This window comes from Methylobacterium cerastii, assembly GCF_022179125.1.
GTDB lineage: Bacteria > Pseudomonadota > Alphaproteobacteria > Rhizobiales > Beijerinckiaceae > Methylobacterium > Methylobacterium cerastii.
The window spans coordinates 1-14,766 of sequence record NZ_BPQG01000019.1 but is presented as its reverse complement, the minus strand read 5'-3'; the positions used below and the strand labels follow the sequence as shown (position 1 = coordinate 14,766).

The window sequence follows — 14,766 nt, the reverse complement described above, 5'->3', positions numbered from 1 at the left end:
GGCACTCCTGAACGCGCTCGACCGGGTCACCACGCGGGTGCGGGCCGACACCGGGTTGCTGGTGCGGGCGACGCTGGGCTTCTTCTTCGTCTCGCTCTGGACGATGGGCGGCATCATCCTCACCCCCGAGCTCAAGACCGACGCGGCCTGGATCCCGTGGTTCCAGCTGGCGCTCGCCACCTGCCTGATCTGGCACCGTACCCTGCCGCTGGCCGGCGCCGGCATCGTCGTCCTGTTCGGCTACGCCACCTGGTGCTACGGCGCGTTCCACTTGGCCGACTATCCGGTGTTCCTCGGCGTCGCCGCCTACCTGATCCTCACCGGCCTGAACCGCACCCTCTACGGCATCCGCCCCCTCGACGTGGTCCGCGCCGCCGCCGCCGTGACCCTGATGTGGGCCTCGGTCGAGAAGTGGGCCTACCCGGAATGGACCGCGCCGCTCTTGGCCGCCAAGCCCGGGATGACCTTCGGCGCCTCGCCCGAGCTGTTCATGAAGGCCGCTGGCGTGGTCGAGTTCACCCTGGCCTTCGCCCTGATCTGGACGCCCCTGGTGCGCCGGACCGCGGCGATCATCCTGGCCGCGATCTTCGTCTCCGCGGTGTTCGAGTTCGGCAAGGTCGACGCCATCGGCCATTCCGGGATCATCGTGGTCCTGGTCGCCATCGCCGCCGACGACGCCCGCATCGCCGTCCGCCGCCGCGACGTGGCGCTGGCTCCGGCCTACTACGCGGTGGCGCTCACCGGCTTCCTCACGCTCTACTACGTCGGCCATGCCGCGATGTACGGCGCGCTGTTCTCGGCGCCCGTCATCTGATTGGATCGGACAGCCTCACCATCTGGTTGGTTTGTTCGCTTTTTGTACTGGCTGTGGCGTGGGTGTAGCAGCCTCCGCAGAGCCCTTCGGCTACTATCCGGCATCTCTCAGGTGCCCCCATGCTCACCCTCACCTCGATCCTCACCCGCAGCGTCCTCGCGGTAGCGACCGTGGGCGGCCTTGCCGTCTTGGCGGATAGCGCGGTGAGATCTGAGCTTGAACGCGCTGTGCGGGGCGATCTGGCGTTCCTGGGACGTGCCCCGATGCCGGTGCGCATCGTCCAGGCGGATGAGCGCTACGTCTCCAAGGGGCTCGATCGGGGCCGGCTTGGTGCAACCGTTCGGATGGTCGGTGCGGAAGGCGGGCAGTAGCGATCCCGGGAGGCTAACTGAGCGCGAGCGGGTGCAGGGACGGTGTTCCGCAGTATGTCTTCGAGAGGGGGCAGCCCACGTACGTCCGACGATGCATCAGCGTCAGCGAAAAGACAGCAGTGTAGTTTCCCGTAACGGTAACGGGCCCGTGGCAAGCCGGGCACCGCTTCACGGCCATGGCGTATTTCCCATGCGCGTCCGCAAGGCTGACTGCGAGCCACCGCCCGCCAACCTTCACTTCACATGGTGTGGGGTCTGGCATCATCATATCTGACCGTATAATGCAAAACAAATAGTTCTTGATAATAGCCGATGCCTAGATATTATTGCTGATCAACAATATCGGTTCCTACTAAGCTTGTTTGTGCGTGGAAGCTGCTTACAAATTTTTGGGGTTCAGTCATCCAGAGCAAGCGCCCGACAAGGTCATGGAGAGTGGCTTCGCCATGACCGTCAGATAAAGTTGCGGCCACCATTGTCACCGACCGTTCAATGGCCTCGGCGACTGACCCCGAAGTGATCGATACGCAATCGGTCCAGCGCCCCGATGAACCGGTCGAAACAGACGTGATGCGGAGCTGAAACGTCATCATCCTGCCGGGTCTCAAACTGCGCTGGGCGGCGACCATGGCCCCGCCGATGAGGGCGATGAGGCCCGTGAGCTTGATCGCCTGTATTGAGTTGCTTCTGTTCTGACATGAGGCTGCAGGGGGATTACACCCTGCTAGCGCACGAAAGGTTTGGCTGTACGTCTCACGAACCAGCCGAGAAGCCACCTCGACGGGCCTTCGGATCAATCGATCGAGCGCCATCCACCCGGCACACAAGCACTCTGGTGCGGCCGGACCCGTCAGCTTGAACTGCCAGATGTTCAGTCCACCAAGCTCGCGGAGCCGAACCGAAGCGTCACGTCTCGCGCAGCCATGCCCAGACGTTCTGTAACGTCCCCTGACCATCGATCCGCTGGGCCACTCGACGCTCGGTACGCCAGGCTTGGGGTGGGACGCCGTAGCGGTTGCGGAAACTACGGCTGAGCTGCGAGAGGCTGCTGAAGGCGAAGACCTCGGCCAACCGGCCTAGGGTGCGCGTCTCCATTGGGTCTGCAAGGGCGTCGCGTACCGCCTTCAGGCGCTCGCCTTGCACGAAATGCATCACGCCCCCCTCCGGCTCGAACAGCCGGTAGAGTGTGGCCCGCGAGACCTGCATCTGCCCGGCGATGAACTCAGGCGATAGATCGGGCCGCGACAGGTTCTCCTGCACGATCGTCCCGGCCAGCGCGCTCAGCCCACCGTGGAGTTCGCAGCCTTCCAGCACGTCAGACGCCTGCGAGGGTTCAAGCAGGCGGCGCAGGAAGGAGACGAACTCATCGGCGAGAGCTGGAGCCTTGTCGGCGCGTGTGGTCGGCAATCGGCGGTAAATGTCTAGAATGCGCGCGGCTAGTAGCCGGTTGCGGGCCGCATCGAAGAGCAGATCGTGCTCCTCGAAGGGTAACCCATGGAGGCGGGCACAGGGTACGGCGATGCCGATCCCATCGGCTCGGTCGAGTATGCCATCGAGCAGGTGACGGCGCCCGATGAGGGTTACCGTACCCCGAGAGGCCGAAAGCGATTTACCGCCGACAGTGCCCTGGAAGCGGCCGGACCGATAGATCTGGACCATGTAGTGGTCAGGACCAGCGTCGACACGGCGGCTGTCCCGCTGGAGCCGCTGGGTCGAGAGCCGCGTGCGATGACAAACGAGGTCATCGATCGGGTAGGCGATGTTGCTCCCGAAAGGCAGGGGCGCGGCTCGCGTGGTCGGACTGACCTCGTACATCGGCGCACAGAGACTCCGCCATCGCTCGAAGGCCTCTCCGGGGGGCAAGCCTGAGGTCGTCAGGAAGAAGTGCGGAAGGCCCGCTTCAGCCGTCGTGTCGTCCGCATCCAACGGGCCAAATCCTTCGCCATCCGACCCAATCAATGAAGGACGTTAGGCATGCGTCCCTTGGCAGGGCAAGCCAAATGCCAGTGTGCGGACCAGGGTGCGCCAAGCGATGGCCTATCGACCAAGTGAGGCCTAGGCGGCAGCTGCTCACCCCTCTCTCACCGTGTGGCTCAACCGGCGAAACGCCCCCGGCTAGCTTACGCCTGAAAGCGGCCTGAAAGCCTTCTAACGGCGATGCTTCGCAAGGATTTCTTGCATGGCTTCTGTGACCAGGGCTTCGATAGAATTGCCAGCCCGACCATGCTCAGCGACCAGCTCGCGGGAGAGACCGCGCACCTTTGCGATGAGATCCCGGTCCAGCCACACCGTGAACGCCTGTCGGTTCTCACGATGGTCACGCGCTTTAGGTATAGGTGTACCTAAACCTTGAGCTTGAAGTGTAGATTTAGGTTGAGGTGTAGGGTCCAGGATTGGCTGTTCTCCAACCACGAACGAAGCGGACAGGCTCGGCCGCTTAGCCATTCTGCTTCTCCGTCCGCTTGCGTTTCACCTTGATGCCCACCTGCTTTGCCACCCATCGGAAAAGAGCGTCGATCTCCTCAGCCCCTTTTCCGTTCGGCTCGATCTCCTGGATCGTGCTGCCGTCGATCAAGCAAGACTTGTAGCCCTTGCGGTGACAGATGAAGGGCGCACCATGCTCGCGACCGGTCGGGATACCGCGAGAGACGAAGCCCGCCGCGGCCTCCTTCACGTCCTTCTTCGCACCGCTCACATCCACATCGGTGAAGATGACGAAATTCGGCTTGCCCAGGCCCTTGGCCATCGTGTGTGAGGTCGGCACGGCATCCATGTCGGCCAATGATGTGCGCGATGGGATCAGCACGAGGTCGGACAACTCAGCCGCTCGCTTGCCCATGATCTCGGCTTTGCCGGCCGTATCGATCAGGACCAACTCGGCTCCCTGCTTCTCGAACTCGCGCAATGTGGGCTCAAGAAAGTCTGGCGTCGTTTCAGGCCGAACGGGTGGTCCGTCTGTTTGCCTCCGCGTGGACCACATCCGGAGCGTGGCCTGAGGATCGGTGTCCACGATCGCGCTCAGAATACCAGCGTGGTGAGCAGCCACAGCGAGGTGCGCCGTGAGCGTGGATTTCGTGCTCCCGCCCTTCAAACCCAAGATCGTGACAACCCGCATCGACTCACCTCCGGCGCGCTTCCTAAACGGTGTAGGTCTAAGGTCCAAAGATACCGTTTAGCTTGACCTCTAGGTAACCCGTTTAGGTATGCCGTGTGCGTTTAGGTGTAGGTTTACCGTTTAGCGCACTTGCCAACGGAACCGAAGGAAGGTAGCTTCCGATAACAGATATTCTCGGAAGTTTGAGACAGGCACGGTCGTAAGCGACGTGAGAAATTGAAGCCTCGGCTATGTCGGGGCGTGCGAGCGGGAGGACGGGCAAGATGGGCGCGGAGAACTTCGCCGAGCAGGAGCGCCTGATGCAGCGGCTTGACCGCAAGTGCCAGGAACAGACTGAGCGCGTTCGCGACATGGTCCGCGAGGCCGGGCGACCGGATCTCCTCGCCGAGTTCGACCAAAGGCTGCGGGAGAGCGATCTAGGCATCACGGGCGCCCGCTCGACCTGGCACAGCATCTCGGATGCGCAGCGGCGCTTGCTGATCCTGCTGTCCAACGGACCGGCGAGCCTTCGCCGCACGAAGGGCGCGTCCTACGACGTAGTCTCGGAGGCCGGCTCTCGGGCAACAGGTATCCGGCTCGGCACGGTCAGGAACCTCGCCCGGCGGGAACTCCTCGAATGGACCGGAGGCGCATTCGATCCAGAAGCCTCCGCTGCGCCGACTGAACGAATGGTCTTCGTCCTGAAGCACGGCCGCCCGGCGCCGGGAGCGCACTTCGACGGCTTCCGGCCATAGCTCGAACATACGAGGGGATCGCAACGGCCCTCGGGGCCGGAAAGGGATGTGATGCCGAGTTCTGAAACCCCGACGCTATCCGTCGCGGTTCTCCCCAGCCATGGCAGCAACCTGCCGGCCGACGCACTCGCCCTGGTGCGGGACTATCAGCGTGCCTCGAAAGCGAAGGCCACGGTGCGCGCCTACAAATCGGACGCAGCGGCGTTCACGGCCTGGTGCGACGGCCACGGCGTCTCGTCTCTGCCAGCCTCACCCGAGACGGTGGCTGCGTTCCTCTCGCACGAGGCGGCAGCCGGGCGGGCCTCGTCCACGATCGGCCGAAGGCTCGCGGCCATCGCCTACGCGCACAAGCTCGCCGACCTGCCAGACCCCGGCGCTCACGAGACGGTACATGCGGTCATCAAGGGCATCCGGCGCCGGCCGGACATGCAGATCCGACAGAAGACGGCCGCGACCGCCGAGGTGCTGGCGGCCATGCTCTCGCACGCTCCGCCTGGGCTCGCTGGCAAGCGGGATCGGGCTCTGCTTGGGCTCGGGTTCGCGGGTGCCTTCCGGCGATCAGAGCTGGCCGCACTGCTGGTATCGGATCTGACCGACCATGTTGATGGCCTGCGCGTGCTGATCCGGCGATCGAAGACCGATCAGGAGGGCAGGGGGGCTGAGAAGGCGATCCCGCACGGCCGGCACGTTCGGCCGGTGGCGCTGCTGCGGGACTGGCTCGCAGCGGCCGGCATCACGGATGGGCCGGTGTTCCGCCCGATCTCGCGGTCGGGGCGCATCCGGGCCGAGGCTCTGACGGATCGCAGCATCGGAGACATCGTGAAGCGCTACGCCGGGGCGGCTGGGTTCGATCCGGCTGCGTTCGGCGGGCATTCCCTACGTGCCGGGTTCGTGACGACGGCGGCCGAGCGTGGAGCCGATCTCGCGCGCATCATGGAGGTGTCAGGCCATCGAGATCCGAGGACGGTGCTCGGGTATGTCCGGCGGGCGAACGCCTTCAAGGATCATGCGGGGAGCGGGTTTCTTTGAGTATCGCTGGCTGAGGTAGGAAGAGCTTCAATCTCAGGCCACTACCCGACTGCGAACAAGTCCAGCTGGAGAGCTGATCCCTGCCCCCTGGCCCGCCTGCCGCCGCGTCGAAGTGCCTTGATCACCGGTAAAGTCCCGGTCCCCTTGGCATGCAGCACGGCTCCGACGATCCGGCAGCCATCGCCATGGTGGTACACGTAGGCGCGACAGCCATCGGCCTGCAGGATCTCTTGAACAATCGCCTCGTCATCTGGACGTGCGTGCAAGGCTTTCAGCAAACACGTCAAGCCAAGCGAGGCGACGTTCGAGAAGTAGAACTCACGCTGGTATCCGGTCCAAATCTGGCGCTGCGCACCGATGCTGGTTCGTGAGAACGGATTGTAGGGCGAAACCGCCGTGCTCTCATCCAAGACGAAGGCAGCGATTGCGTTACGATCCGCGATATGCGGGGCTGTCCGGATTGATGCAGCGAGCTGACGTTGAGGAATTGGCACGCGATCACATCCTCATACCGACATGGACTGAGATCAGCTCGAACCACGAGCGATCCTGTCTCGGCGCGTTTCTCGAAGAAGAAGGCCCTAAAAGTTCAAAAAGAGCCCTGAACCCGCCTGTTTGGCTATGTCATTGCGAAACAGATCGTTTTACGAATTGCCGTCATGCCACAGCTCGTAGCCGTGCCCATCTCTAGGTTCGAACTTTGGATCCTGCGTCGTCCCCGCGATGGTGGTGGGCGCATCGAGACACAGCGCATTCAGATCGAGGCGAACTCGGGGGATCAGGCGATCGCTCAAGGGAGGTTTCTCGCTGAGGCAATCCTCGAAGGCTGGACTGGTGTGGCGATGCTAACCAACGAAGCTGGTGCCTTGGTCTGGTCAGCTCGCAGGGACATGCCGCCGCCGACAGCACTCGGCATGATCTGATCGCTGGCTACCTGCTTCGGGTAGGCGTGACCAAGGCCGGAGAGATGCTGGCTCGGCACCAGTACCCGCTCGATGCGGAGCGTCCAGAGCCGCCATGGTGTTGCCAGTGGCAGAAAGTCGGCCTCATCAAGCACGTGCTCGCCCTGGTCGCCATGCGTGACCACCATGCGGAACGGCACCTCGCCCGGCGGCCCCATCAGCACGACCGTCAGGGTGTTGAAGCCGTCATGCAGCCACGACGTGACGTCGTGGTGGAAGCCGTCCTCGGTCGGATCGAGCCCCTCCAGCGCGGGCTGTGTCACCGCGTAGGTGTTGAGACTGACCATAGCGCGGCTCCCCGCGCCCCACAGTGTGAGACGCAGCCGCTCCCCGGCTCGAATGTGCATGCTGTGCCCCGCTACAAGGGCCAAACTGACCGGTTCGCGGGTTTTCCACAACGGGAACGAGGCGTGAACGGCAACGCTTCATTAACGCTGTTGCTGGAGCGCTCCACCCCCCTATCCCTGAAGATCCGCTGGCCGATCCAACAATAGGAAACCTCATAGCTTGGTCGGGCGACCGAAGGCGGTATAGCTCAAGTTCGCAAGCGCAATCGCAAGACAATACATCTATAAGTTGAATTGCTGGTTGTATCAAATGCAATCGAATTTCCTACCAGCCTGTATCGTTGCCTGAGGCATTCTAGGAGCAACAGGGGAGGCACCTAACCAGCGGTCTCCGCCCACCTATTTCCCTGCCAGGAAACTCAGACCATGATCGGCCCCATCCTCGTTTCGGTGTGCCTCCGTACCTTGGGATCACCAGCCATCGGCTGGCCGGTGCGTGCCGTCATCGTTCTGGCATCGCGACTCAAATCACCCCGCGGCGGGGTCGCTTACAGCCAAGCCACCGCAATGGTCCCGGTTCGGTAGCTCATGGGATCAATGTGTCGCGGCGGGGCTCAAGCCGCCCGAGCAAGATCGCCCTCGATCGAGGCGAGAGCACGCTCCAGAGCCGCGAAGCAGACCGGGTCGAACGATGTGCCGAGATCTGCGCGCATAATGCCGAGCGCCTTCTCAAGCGACATGGCGGCCCGGTAGGGTCGATCCGCGGTCAAGGCATCCAACACGTCGGCTACCGAGACGATGCGGGTCTCGGGGGCGATCGCATCGCCACTCAGCCCGCGCGGGTAGCCCTTGCCGTCCAGCCGTTCGTGGTGGCCGCCGCCGATCAAGGCCATCTCGTGGAACACCGGCACGCGGGCCAGAATGGTCTCAGACAACGAGGCGTGATTGCGCATGTCCCGCCACTCCGCATCGTCCAGCTTCCCGTTCTTGTCGAGGATCGCGTTCGAGACACCGAGTTTGCCGACATCGTGCAGGAGTGCAGCTCGCTTGAGCCAGCGGCGGCGGTCCCATGTGTAGCCAAGTTCGGCCGCGATCATGTCAGCGTAGACCGCAACCCGCTCCGAATGGCCGGAGGTGAAGGGGCTCTTGGCATCGATGATTTGCGCGAAGGCACGGGCGATATCGTCGAGGTAGTCTTCGTCCACGACGATCGGGCTGCCCGGCGCCAGAGCGAACACCGCGGCCTCAACTTGATCCGAGGCTAGGGTCTCCCAGAAGCTAGGCTCCGATGCGGCCGCCTCGAAGCAGGCAACGACCTGAGGATCGAACCACGTGCCCGAGCGAGCCCGTACCTCGGCGATCGCTGCCGCGGGGCCGGCCGCTGTGTGGAACACGTCCACGACCTGGGCCAACAGTGCCACGCGAGCGTAGAGCGGGATCGCAGGACCGGCGATCCGGTCCGGTCGCCCCCCGCCGTTCCAGTGCTCATCGAGGGCGTGAATGGCCTCGCAGACGCTGGCGGGGAAACGAAGCTGACGGGCGATCTGAGCACCACGCTGACAGCGGGTCTGGATCAGGTCGTCGGTGATCGCTCCGCCGTTCTGTAGGATGTTGAGCACGGCACGGAAGCGTTCGGCGAGGCCGGCCTTGAGACCGGTATGAGAGAAGACGAAGCCAAGTACCTTCGGCAGGCTGTCGCTCACCGTCTTGAAGTCACGCTTGAAGCTGAGATCGTCCGAGAGATAGAGTTCGCAGATGCGCGCGGCGTTGCTGGAGCACCCGAGGTCCTTCAGCATCACCGTGTGGTAGAGTTCCCAGAGCTGCAGATCGGGCAGGCCCATCACTCGGCCGATGTTGAAGCCGACCCATGTCGAGCGCACGCAATGCCCGACGGGCTGACCTTCCGTCAGATCGAGGGCGTGGCTCAAGGAGCCAAGCACTTCCGACAGCTGGATCGTCCTGGCTTCCTCTTCGCTGCCTGATACGATCCGCATCGTTCTCGCCCAGTCTCTTGCCTTATAGGTCTCAATAGGCGGCAAGACTGCCTGAAGAACCTGATCAAAGCGTTGCGCTGCCTCTTGCTCGCTAAATAGCCCCAGGCAGATTTTTCCAGCGTCCGCAAAAAGTCAGGAGCGGACCCAGAGCGTGGGTTCCATCCGTGAAATTTCGACCGCTCGGTATGGCCACGAAAAAGCGCTCACCTGACGGATGGTTTTATCCGATGAAACGTATATGCGAACTCGGAGAGTTGTTCGGACGTTGAGACATAGTCTTCGTCCAAGTGTTGCTATTAAGTCATATCGTAGACAGTCACTCCAAGGCTACTGGTTGGGTCATACTCATCACCAACCCCGGATGCCGCCCGTGCTGAAGTCCGTCGCCCTCGCTGCCGTCGCTTCGGTGACCCTTGCTGCCGCCGCAGGTGCCGCAGACCTTCCGCGCCGCGCTCCGCCGCCGGTGTTCACGCCGGTGCCGGTGTTTACCTGGACCGGGTTCTATGTCGGCGTGAACGCGGGCTACGCCTTCACCGAAAACGATACGATCCGCACCACCGGGATCAACAACCTTGGCGCCGTCGGTACCCCGACCGCGCCGGCCAACCTTCAGCTCAACGTCGACCGCAACCTCCGCCGTCCAGCCGTCAACATGGCGACCGAAGGCTTCAGCGGCGGCGGCCAGATCGGCTACAACTTTCAGTTCACGCCGGGCTCCGGCATCGTCGTCGGCGTCGAGGCCGACGCACAGTACACCGACCTGAGCCGCAACCAGGTCCAGAACACCACCAACACCGCCTTCAACCCGAACGTCCTGATCAACAGCTACCGCACCGAGCTGAACTACCTCGGCACCGTGCGCGGCCGCATCGGCTACGCCTTCGACCGGGTGTTCGTGTACGGCACCGGCGGCTTCGCCTACGGCGACGTGACCCAGGCCGTCACTTTCCAGACTGGCGCGCCGATCACCTACGCCGCCCGCCGCTCCAGCATGGAGACCGGCTACGCCTACGGCGGCGGCATCGAGTACGCGCTGCCGACGGAGTCGTTCCTGAACTTCTTCCGCGCCAGCGCCGTGACGATCAAGGGCGAGTACATCCGCTACGACCTCGGCAGCCGCAACCTGTTCGTCGGCACGACCGGTGGACCGGGCCTCGGCTACGTGTCGCGCATCTCGACCGAGGGCAGCCTCGCCCGCGCCGGCATCAACTACAAATTCGGTACCTACTAGGACTGCTAAGCCATTCCGTTGGCTTGAGCATCCCCAGCCCGATCAGACCGCCCGCTTGGTCAAGAAGCGCCTCAGGAGCAACCCTCCTGGGGCGTTCGTCGTTTACGTAACGGCGGCTCCAGTCATGTCCCTGAAAGACAACAAAAAACGCGCCCTTTGAAGGCGCGTTTAAGTTGTATATTGGCAGATGGAATAGGACCATCTCCATCATACCCGTATTAGCCCGATGGACAATACATCGGGCTACAAAGCATAGCTTAAAGTTTCAGCAAGGTCGTGGTCCGCGGCCTTGCCGAGAGTGTATGACACGGCGATGTACAGGAACGGGTCGCTGAGCGGCCTTCAGGCTGGCTCGGCGACCTTCTTGCGGCCGCGGGCCTTCGAAGCTGCCTCAGGCGCTTCTACGGCTTCAGGAACCGCTTTCCGGCGCATCTGACCAAGGCCAAGGGAGTGGGCGAGAGCGGACCGCTGTGCCGAGTAAGAGGCCGATGTCATCGGATAATCAGCCGGCAGGCCGTACTTCTCCCGGTAGCCCTCAGCGGTCAGTCCACGCATCGTCAGGTGGCGGCGCAGCGTCTTGTAGGACTTCCCGTCCTCAAAGCTGATCAGCGCGTCCGGCGTGACCGACTTGCGGATCTGTGCCGGCGTCGGCTTCTCGGGGCCAGCGGGCTCTGCGGGGGCTTCCTTGCCGAGACCAGCCAGGGCGGCATGCACGCTGGCGATCAGAGCCGGCAGCTCCGACACTGGCACGTTGTTGTTCGAGACGAAGGCGGACACGAGGTCGGCCGTCATTTCGAATTTATCTCGTCCTGAAACGAGGATCGCGCCGCCAGTCATATTATTACCTTCAAATTCTTTGTCCCCTTGCATAACGATTAACGAAATTGAACGTCAAGCCTTTATTAGGGATCTCGCGTTAGGAGATCTTTAGATTTTCTGAGGTTGGACGATGCGTGTTTTGCTGGTCGAGGACGATGCGTCGGTCGCGCAAAGCATCGAACTGATGCTCAAATCCGAGCGGTTCGTGACCTACACCACCGACCTCGGTGAGGAGGGGATCGATCTTGGTAAGCTCTACGAGTACGACATCATCCTGCTCGACCTGACGCTTCCCGACATGTCCGGCTACGAGGTGCTGCGCAGCCTTCGCGTCGCCAAGATCAAGACGCCGATCCTGATCCTGTCGGGTTTGAGCACGATTGAGGACAAGGTGAAAGGCCTCGGCTTCGGTGCCGACGACTACCTGACCAAGCCGTTTCACAGAGATGAACTCGTGGCCCGCATCCAGGCGATCGTCCGCCGGTCCCAAGGCCATGCTGAAGCGATGATCACAATCGACGATATGATCGTCAATCTCGATCAGAAGCTCGTCGAGATCGGCGGGAAGAGGGTTCCGCTCACTGGCAAGGAGTACCAGCTGCTGGAACTCCTTGCCCTGCGGAAGGGCACGACGATCACCAAAGAAATGTTCCTCAACCAGATCTACGGCGGCATGGACGAGCCCGAGCTGAAGATCATCGATGTGTTCATTTGCAAGCTGCGCAGGAAACTCGCCAACGCATCGGACGGCAAGAACTACATCGAGACGATCTGGGGCCGCGGCTACGTGCTGCGCGAGGGTGTAGCCGAGCTGCGAGCTATAGCGAGCTAAGCAGCCTACCCCTTTACTTCAACGTATTAGCTCGGGCAGGGTAAGCGCTTCTCTTTCCCGCCTCGTCGCTTTGTTGCGGACTGCCATCGGGATAGTGGCAGCCAACGCCGCCAGACTTCCCCCGAGAGGCATCGTCAAAATCACAGCGATGACGCCGTAATCCGCCATCCAAGCAGCTGTTGCCACTCCGCCGAAAAGGGCCGCCAACGCAAGCACAATCATGACATCCTCCTCTGCAACTTTTGGTTGCAGTGGATCATGCTCAAAGAAAGACCGGAGTTCCAGTCTGCCGCCCTGCACGAGTACGTAGTTGTTGGTAGGGTAAACCTCATCGCCTTGGGCGCAGGGTCGATGAAAAAGGTGAACTGACCTACGGGACCGCAGCGAGTGTATCAGCTGCCATACGACTGAGCAGGATCTGACGTCTGGCCTGCTAGAGAGTGATACGAGTTAGCCTCACTCAACCGCCAAGCGATCAGCTGGGATCGTAGCGAAGTGCTGCCGCCTCTCACCCTCCACGACCCTAATCTGGTCCTCATTGAGCTGCCGGCCTCTAGTTTAGGGGCTGCCGTCTTGGCGACGTGGCCGGGGCGCACGGTATCGAGAGGCTGTTCGATTACGCCGTGACAATCGGGCTGAGCAGGTGTGCCGGGGTCTCCCATATGCTCAGCATGGGCGCCTGGGGCATCACAACCACGGGCAAGTGCCATTCTGGCTCAGGCGTCTGCAAAGATCCAGAATGCCAAATCTATTTTAGAAATCCAAAGTGCCGCTCAAGGGAGCATGGACCGTGAAGGCCAGCCCTTCGTGCACCCAATTTGCGCCCGCGTGAGCCTGCTCGAAGGCCACGGTGTCGGCGTCGCCCGCGGTGTAATGATGCTCGCCGGTTGCAGTGTCGAGGAAACGCTGCACCGTCAGCGCGTCGGCCCCGGCCAGCGCCGGATCGGCGTAGGCCTGGAACGCTACGCCCTCGTCACGGAAGCTAGGCAGCATCGCGTCGATGTGGTCGCGCTCGGCGGTGCTCGCCGTATAGAAGTGCTCGCCCGTCCGCGTATCGACGAAGCGGAACACGTCCATCGTGTCCGCGCTCGCCGCCGGCGCCATCCAGGCCACGCCCTCGTCGATGTAGGAGGGCAGGTTCTGTGCGATGTAGTCCCGTTCGCTCGTGCTCGTCGTGTAAAGGTCGTCGCCCGTGCTCGCGTCGCGGAAGTGGAACGTGTCTGTTGGAGCCGAGGCAGTCGGCGCGCTCGCATAGGCCCGGATATAATCGATGGTCATCTGCGCCGGCACTGGCGTCGATGCGTCCGGGTCGCCGGCCCAGGCGCCGCCGACGGCGAGGTTGGCGATCATATACATCGGCTTGTTCAAGTCGGCAGGCGTGGCGGCCTGGAAGGTCGGCTGCCCGTCGTAGTACCAGGTGATGGTGTCGGGGTCCCAGTCGACGCCATAGGTGTGGTAGCCCGACGTCATGTCGGACACGGTGACATTGGCCTCGTTCAGGTAATGGGTATCGTCGACCTTCCAGTCGCCCGAGACCTGGCTGTGGACCGTGTTGCGCAGCGTGTTCGGTTCGCTGCCGATCATCTCCATCACGTCGAGTTCCGGCGGCCAGCTCCCGTCCTCCGGCAGCATCCAGAATGCCGGCCATAGGCCATGACCGGCCGGGAGTTCTGCCCGCATTTCGAAATAGCCGTAGGTCTGGCTGAACTCGTGATAGGTGTTGATCATCCCGGACGTGTAGGTCTGTCCCTCCAGCGATCCCTGGATGCTCGGGTCGGCTGGCGCGGCGGAGATCGTCAGCGCGCCGTCGGCAACGTGGAACGGGTTCGGCAGGCTGTTTGCGGCGCCCACTGCCCCATCGGCGTCCGCCACGTAGTATTGCGACTCATCATTGTAGGGCAGCGTCCCGGTTGCGCGGATCTTCGTCGACCATTGCGCCGCACCGACCGTGTCGAGCCCCGTCGTGCCGTTCCAGGTATCGAAGGTATCGAACTCCTCAGAGAACGTCAGAGCGGCGGTTGCCGACAGGTTGTTCGGATCGATCGCCATGGGGATTGTCGCCTGTCCCTTAGCTGAACGAACTCAGCTATGGTTGCACAACTCCAGGTAGAATTTAATTCTCGATTACGCGTTCCAGGGTTGCAGTACGTAGCGTTCGCCTTTTTCGATGAAAAGTTTTCGATCCGTAACATCCTCCCGAATGACCGACGGTCGCCGGCTTTGACGCCCTCCACGAAGCTGATCCGGTCCTCACCGCGTGATAGCCGCCGGTCTCTGAATTCAGGGCTGCCGTCTTTGCGACGTGGCCCAGCCGCGCGGTGCCGCGAAGCTGTCTGATGAGCCTGTGTAGGGCGGTGACAAAACCATCCACTGGAGCGTCGGCGGGGTGCTGATGCGGCCGGGGTAAAAGCCGGCCAGTGGAGAGGCTTCTCTTTCGGGAGGGGCCCAGGATGTTTGCCGTGGAAGTCTACGCGGCCGTTCGGCAGTTCGTTTTCATCGACGGCCACTCTCGTCGTGAGGCAGCCCGCGTATTCAGGCTCAATCGCGAGACGATTGCCAAGATGTGCCGGTTCTCATT

The 14,766-nt window shown here is 62.4% G+C and carries 15 protein-coding genes; 7 read left to right on the top strand and 8 right to left on the bottom strand.

Going from position 1 to position 14,766, the window contains the following annotated elements; translation table 11 throughout:
* Both MFF13_RS07475 and MFF13_RS07470 read left to right on the top strand, forming a co-directional pair.
* The coding region (locus MFF13_RS07475; protein ID WP_238271700.1) for a hypothetical protein at positions 1 to 814 on the top strand (814 nt) is incomplete at its 5' end.
* A 119-nt stretch (positions 815 to 933) separates the two neighbouring features.
* A complete protein-coding gene (locus tag MFF13_RS07470) occupies positions 934 to 1,185 on the top strand; it encodes a hypothetical protein (protein ID WP_238271698.1) in 252 nt (83 codons plus the stop codon).
* A gap of 13 nt (positions 1,186 to 1,198) precedes the next feature.
* Here MFF13_RS07470 and MFF13_RS26655 read toward each other — a convergent pair whose 3' ends face one another.
* The 4 genes from MFF13_RS26655 to MFF13_RS07455 all read right to left on the bottom strand — a co-directional run bounded on the left by MFF13_RS26655 (position 1,199) and on the right by MFF13_RS07455 (position 4,300).
* Positions 1,199 to 1,447, bottom strand: a complete 249-nt coding sequence (locus MFF13_RS26655) for a hypothetical protein (protein ID WP_505744295.1) — start codon at positions 1,445 to 1,447, stop codon at positions 1,199 to 1,201.
* 644 nt (positions 1,448 to 2,091) lie between these two features.
* Entirely contained in the window at positions 2,092 to 3,111 is a 1,020-nt protein-coding gene (locus MFF13_RS07465; protein ID WP_238271695.1) for a helix-turn-helix domain-containing protein, read from the bottom strand.
* Between the two features lie 222 nt (positions 3,112 to 3,333).
* Positions 3,334 to 3,630 (bottom strand): hypothetical protein, encoded by a 297-nt coding sequence (locus tag MFF13_RS07460; protein ID WP_238271693.1) that lies wholly within the window; start codon positions 3,628 to 3,630, stop codon positions 3,334 to 3,336.
* Positions 3,623 to 4,300: a nucleotide-binding protein gene (locus tag MFF13_RS07455; protein ID WP_147764658.1), complete on the bottom strand. Its 678-nt coding sequence runs from the start codon at positions 4,298 to 4,300 to the stop codon at positions 3,623 to 3,625. The genes MFF13_RS07460 and MFF13_RS07455 overlap by 8 nt, the downstream gene beginning before the upstream one ends.
* A 263-nt stretch (positions 4,301 to 4,563) precedes the next feature.
* Between MFF13_RS07455 and MFF13_RS07450 the strand changes: the two genes are divergently transcribed.
* The 3 genes from MFF13_RS07450 to MFF13_RS07440 all read left to right on the top strand — a co-directional run bounded on the left by MFF13_RS07450 (position 4,564) and on the right by MFF13_RS07440 (position 6,434).
* Positions 4,564 to 5,034 (top strand): hypothetical protein, encoded by a 471-nt coding sequence (locus MFF13_RS07450; RefSeq protein ID WP_238271692.1) that lies wholly within the window; start codon positions 4,564 to 4,566, stop codon positions 5,032 to 5,034.
* Positions 5,035 to 5,085: 51 nt separating this feature from the next.
* Positions 5,086 to 6,063, top strand: a complete 978-nt coding sequence (locus MFF13_RS07445; RefSeq protein ID WP_238271690.1) for a site-specific integrase — start codon at positions 5,086 to 5,088, stop codon at positions 6,061 to 6,063.
* A gap of 149 nt (positions 6,064 to 6,212) precedes the next feature.
* Positions 6,213 to 6,434, top strand: a complete 222-nt coding sequence (locus MFF13_RS07440) for a hypothetical protein (protein ID WP_238271679.1) — start codon at positions 6,213 to 6,215, stop codon at positions 6,432 to 6,434.
* Positions 6,435 to 6,853: 419 nt separating this feature from the next.
* On the opposite strand, the gene MFF13_RS07435 is transcribed toward MFF13_RS07440, so the two are convergent.
* On the bottom strand, positions 6,854 to 7,312 hold the full coding sequence (locus tag MFF13_RS07435) for a hypothetical protein (protein ID WP_238271677.1): 459 nt from the start codon (positions 7,310 to 7,312) through the stop codon (positions 6,854 to 6,856).
* Between the two features lie 614 nt (positions 7,313 to 7,926).
* On the bottom strand, positions 7,927 to 9,306 hold the full coding sequence (locus tag MFF13_RS07430; protein WP_238271675.1) for an HD-GYP domain-containing protein: 1,380 nt from the start codon (positions 9,304 to 9,306) through the stop codon (positions 7,927 to 7,929).
* A gap of 370 nt (positions 9,307 to 9,676) precedes the next feature.
* Between MFF13_RS07430 and MFF13_RS07425 the strand changes: the two genes are divergently transcribed.
* Positions 9,677 to 10,537, top strand: coding sequence for an outer membrane protein (locus MFF13_RS07425; protein ID WP_238271673.1), 861 nt, complete (start codon positions 9,677 to 9,679; stop codon positions 10,535 to 10,537).
* A gap of 342 nt (positions 10,538 to 10,879) precedes the next feature.
* On the opposite strand, the gene MFF13_RS07420 is transcribed toward MFF13_RS07425, so the two are convergent.
* Positions 10,880 to 11,329: a Ros/MucR family transcriptional regulator gene (locus MFF13_RS07420; RefSeq protein WP_283205814.1), complete on the bottom strand. Its 450-nt coding sequence runs from the start codon at positions 11,327 to 11,329 to the stop codon at positions 10,880 to 10,882.
* A 157-nt stretch (positions 11,330 to 11,486) separates the two neighbouring features.
* Here MFF13_RS07420 and ctrA point away from each other — a divergent pair, with 157 nt between their 5' ends.
* Complete coding sequence (ctrA, locus tag MFF13_RS07415) at positions 11,487 to 12,188, top strand: response regulator transcription factor CtrA (protein WP_238271671.1); 702 nt, start codon at positions 11,487 to 11,489, stop codon at positions 12,186 to 12,188.
* A 753-nt stretch (positions 12,189 to 12,941) separates the two neighbouring features.
* Here ctrA and MFF13_RS07410 read toward each other — a convergent pair.
* Positions 12,942 to 14,237: a family 16 glycosylhydrolase gene (locus MFF13_RS07410; protein WP_238271669.1), complete on the bottom strand. Its 1,296-nt coding sequence runs from the start codon at positions 14,235 to 14,237 to the stop codon at positions 12,942 to 12,944.
* Positions 14,238 to 14,766 lie beyond the last annotated feature (529 nt).

Coding starts and splice junctions, on each gene's coding strand:
- MFF13_RS07460 (WP_238271693.1), bottom strand. CDS start 3,630: ATGGCTAAGCGGCCGAGCCTGTCCGCTTCGTTCGTGGTTGGAGAACAG.
- MFF13_RS07445 (WP_238271690.1), top strand. CDS start 5,086: ATGCCGAGTTCTGAAACCCCGACGCTATCCGTCGCGGTTCTCCCCAGC.
- MFF13_RS07430 (WP_238271675.1), bottom strand. CDS start 9,306: ATGCGGATCGTATCAGGCAGCGAAGAGGAAGCCAGGACGATCCAGCTG.
- MFF13_RS07420 (WP_283205814.1), bottom strand. CDS start 11,329: ATGACGGCCGACCTCGTGTCCGCCTTCGTCTCGAACAACAACGTGCCA.
- MFF13_RS26655 (WP_505744295.1), bottom strand. CDS start 1,447: ATGCCAGACCCCACACCATGTGAAGTGAAGGTTGGCGGGCGGTGGCTC.
- MFF13_RS07450 (WP_238271692.1), top strand. CDS start 4,564: ATGGGCGCGGAGAACTTCGCCGAGCAGGAGCGCCTGATGCAGCGGCTT.
- MFF13_RS07455 (WP_147764658.1), bottom strand. CDS start 4,300: ATGCGGGTTGTCACGATCTTGGGTTTGAAGGGCGGGAGCACGAAATCC.
- ctrA (WP_238271671.1), top strand. CDS start 11,487: ATGCGTGTTTTGCTGGTCGAGGACGATGCGTCGGTCGCGCAAAGCATC.
- MFF13_RS07435 (WP_238271677.1), bottom strand. CDS start 7,312: ATGGTCAGTCTCAACACCTACGCGGTGACACAGCCCGCGCTGGAGGGG.
- MFF13_RS07410 (WP_238271669.1), bottom strand. CDS start 14,237: ATGGCGATCGATCCGAACAACCTGTCGGCAACCGCCGCTCTGACGTTC.
- MFF13_RS07440 (WP_238271679.1), top strand. CDS start 6,213: ATGCAGCACGGCTCCGACGATCCGGCAGCCATCGCCATGGTGGTACAC.
- MFF13_RS07470 (WP_238271698.1), top strand. CDS start 934: ATGCTCACCCTCACCTCGATCCTCACCCGCAGCGTCCTCGCGGTAGCG.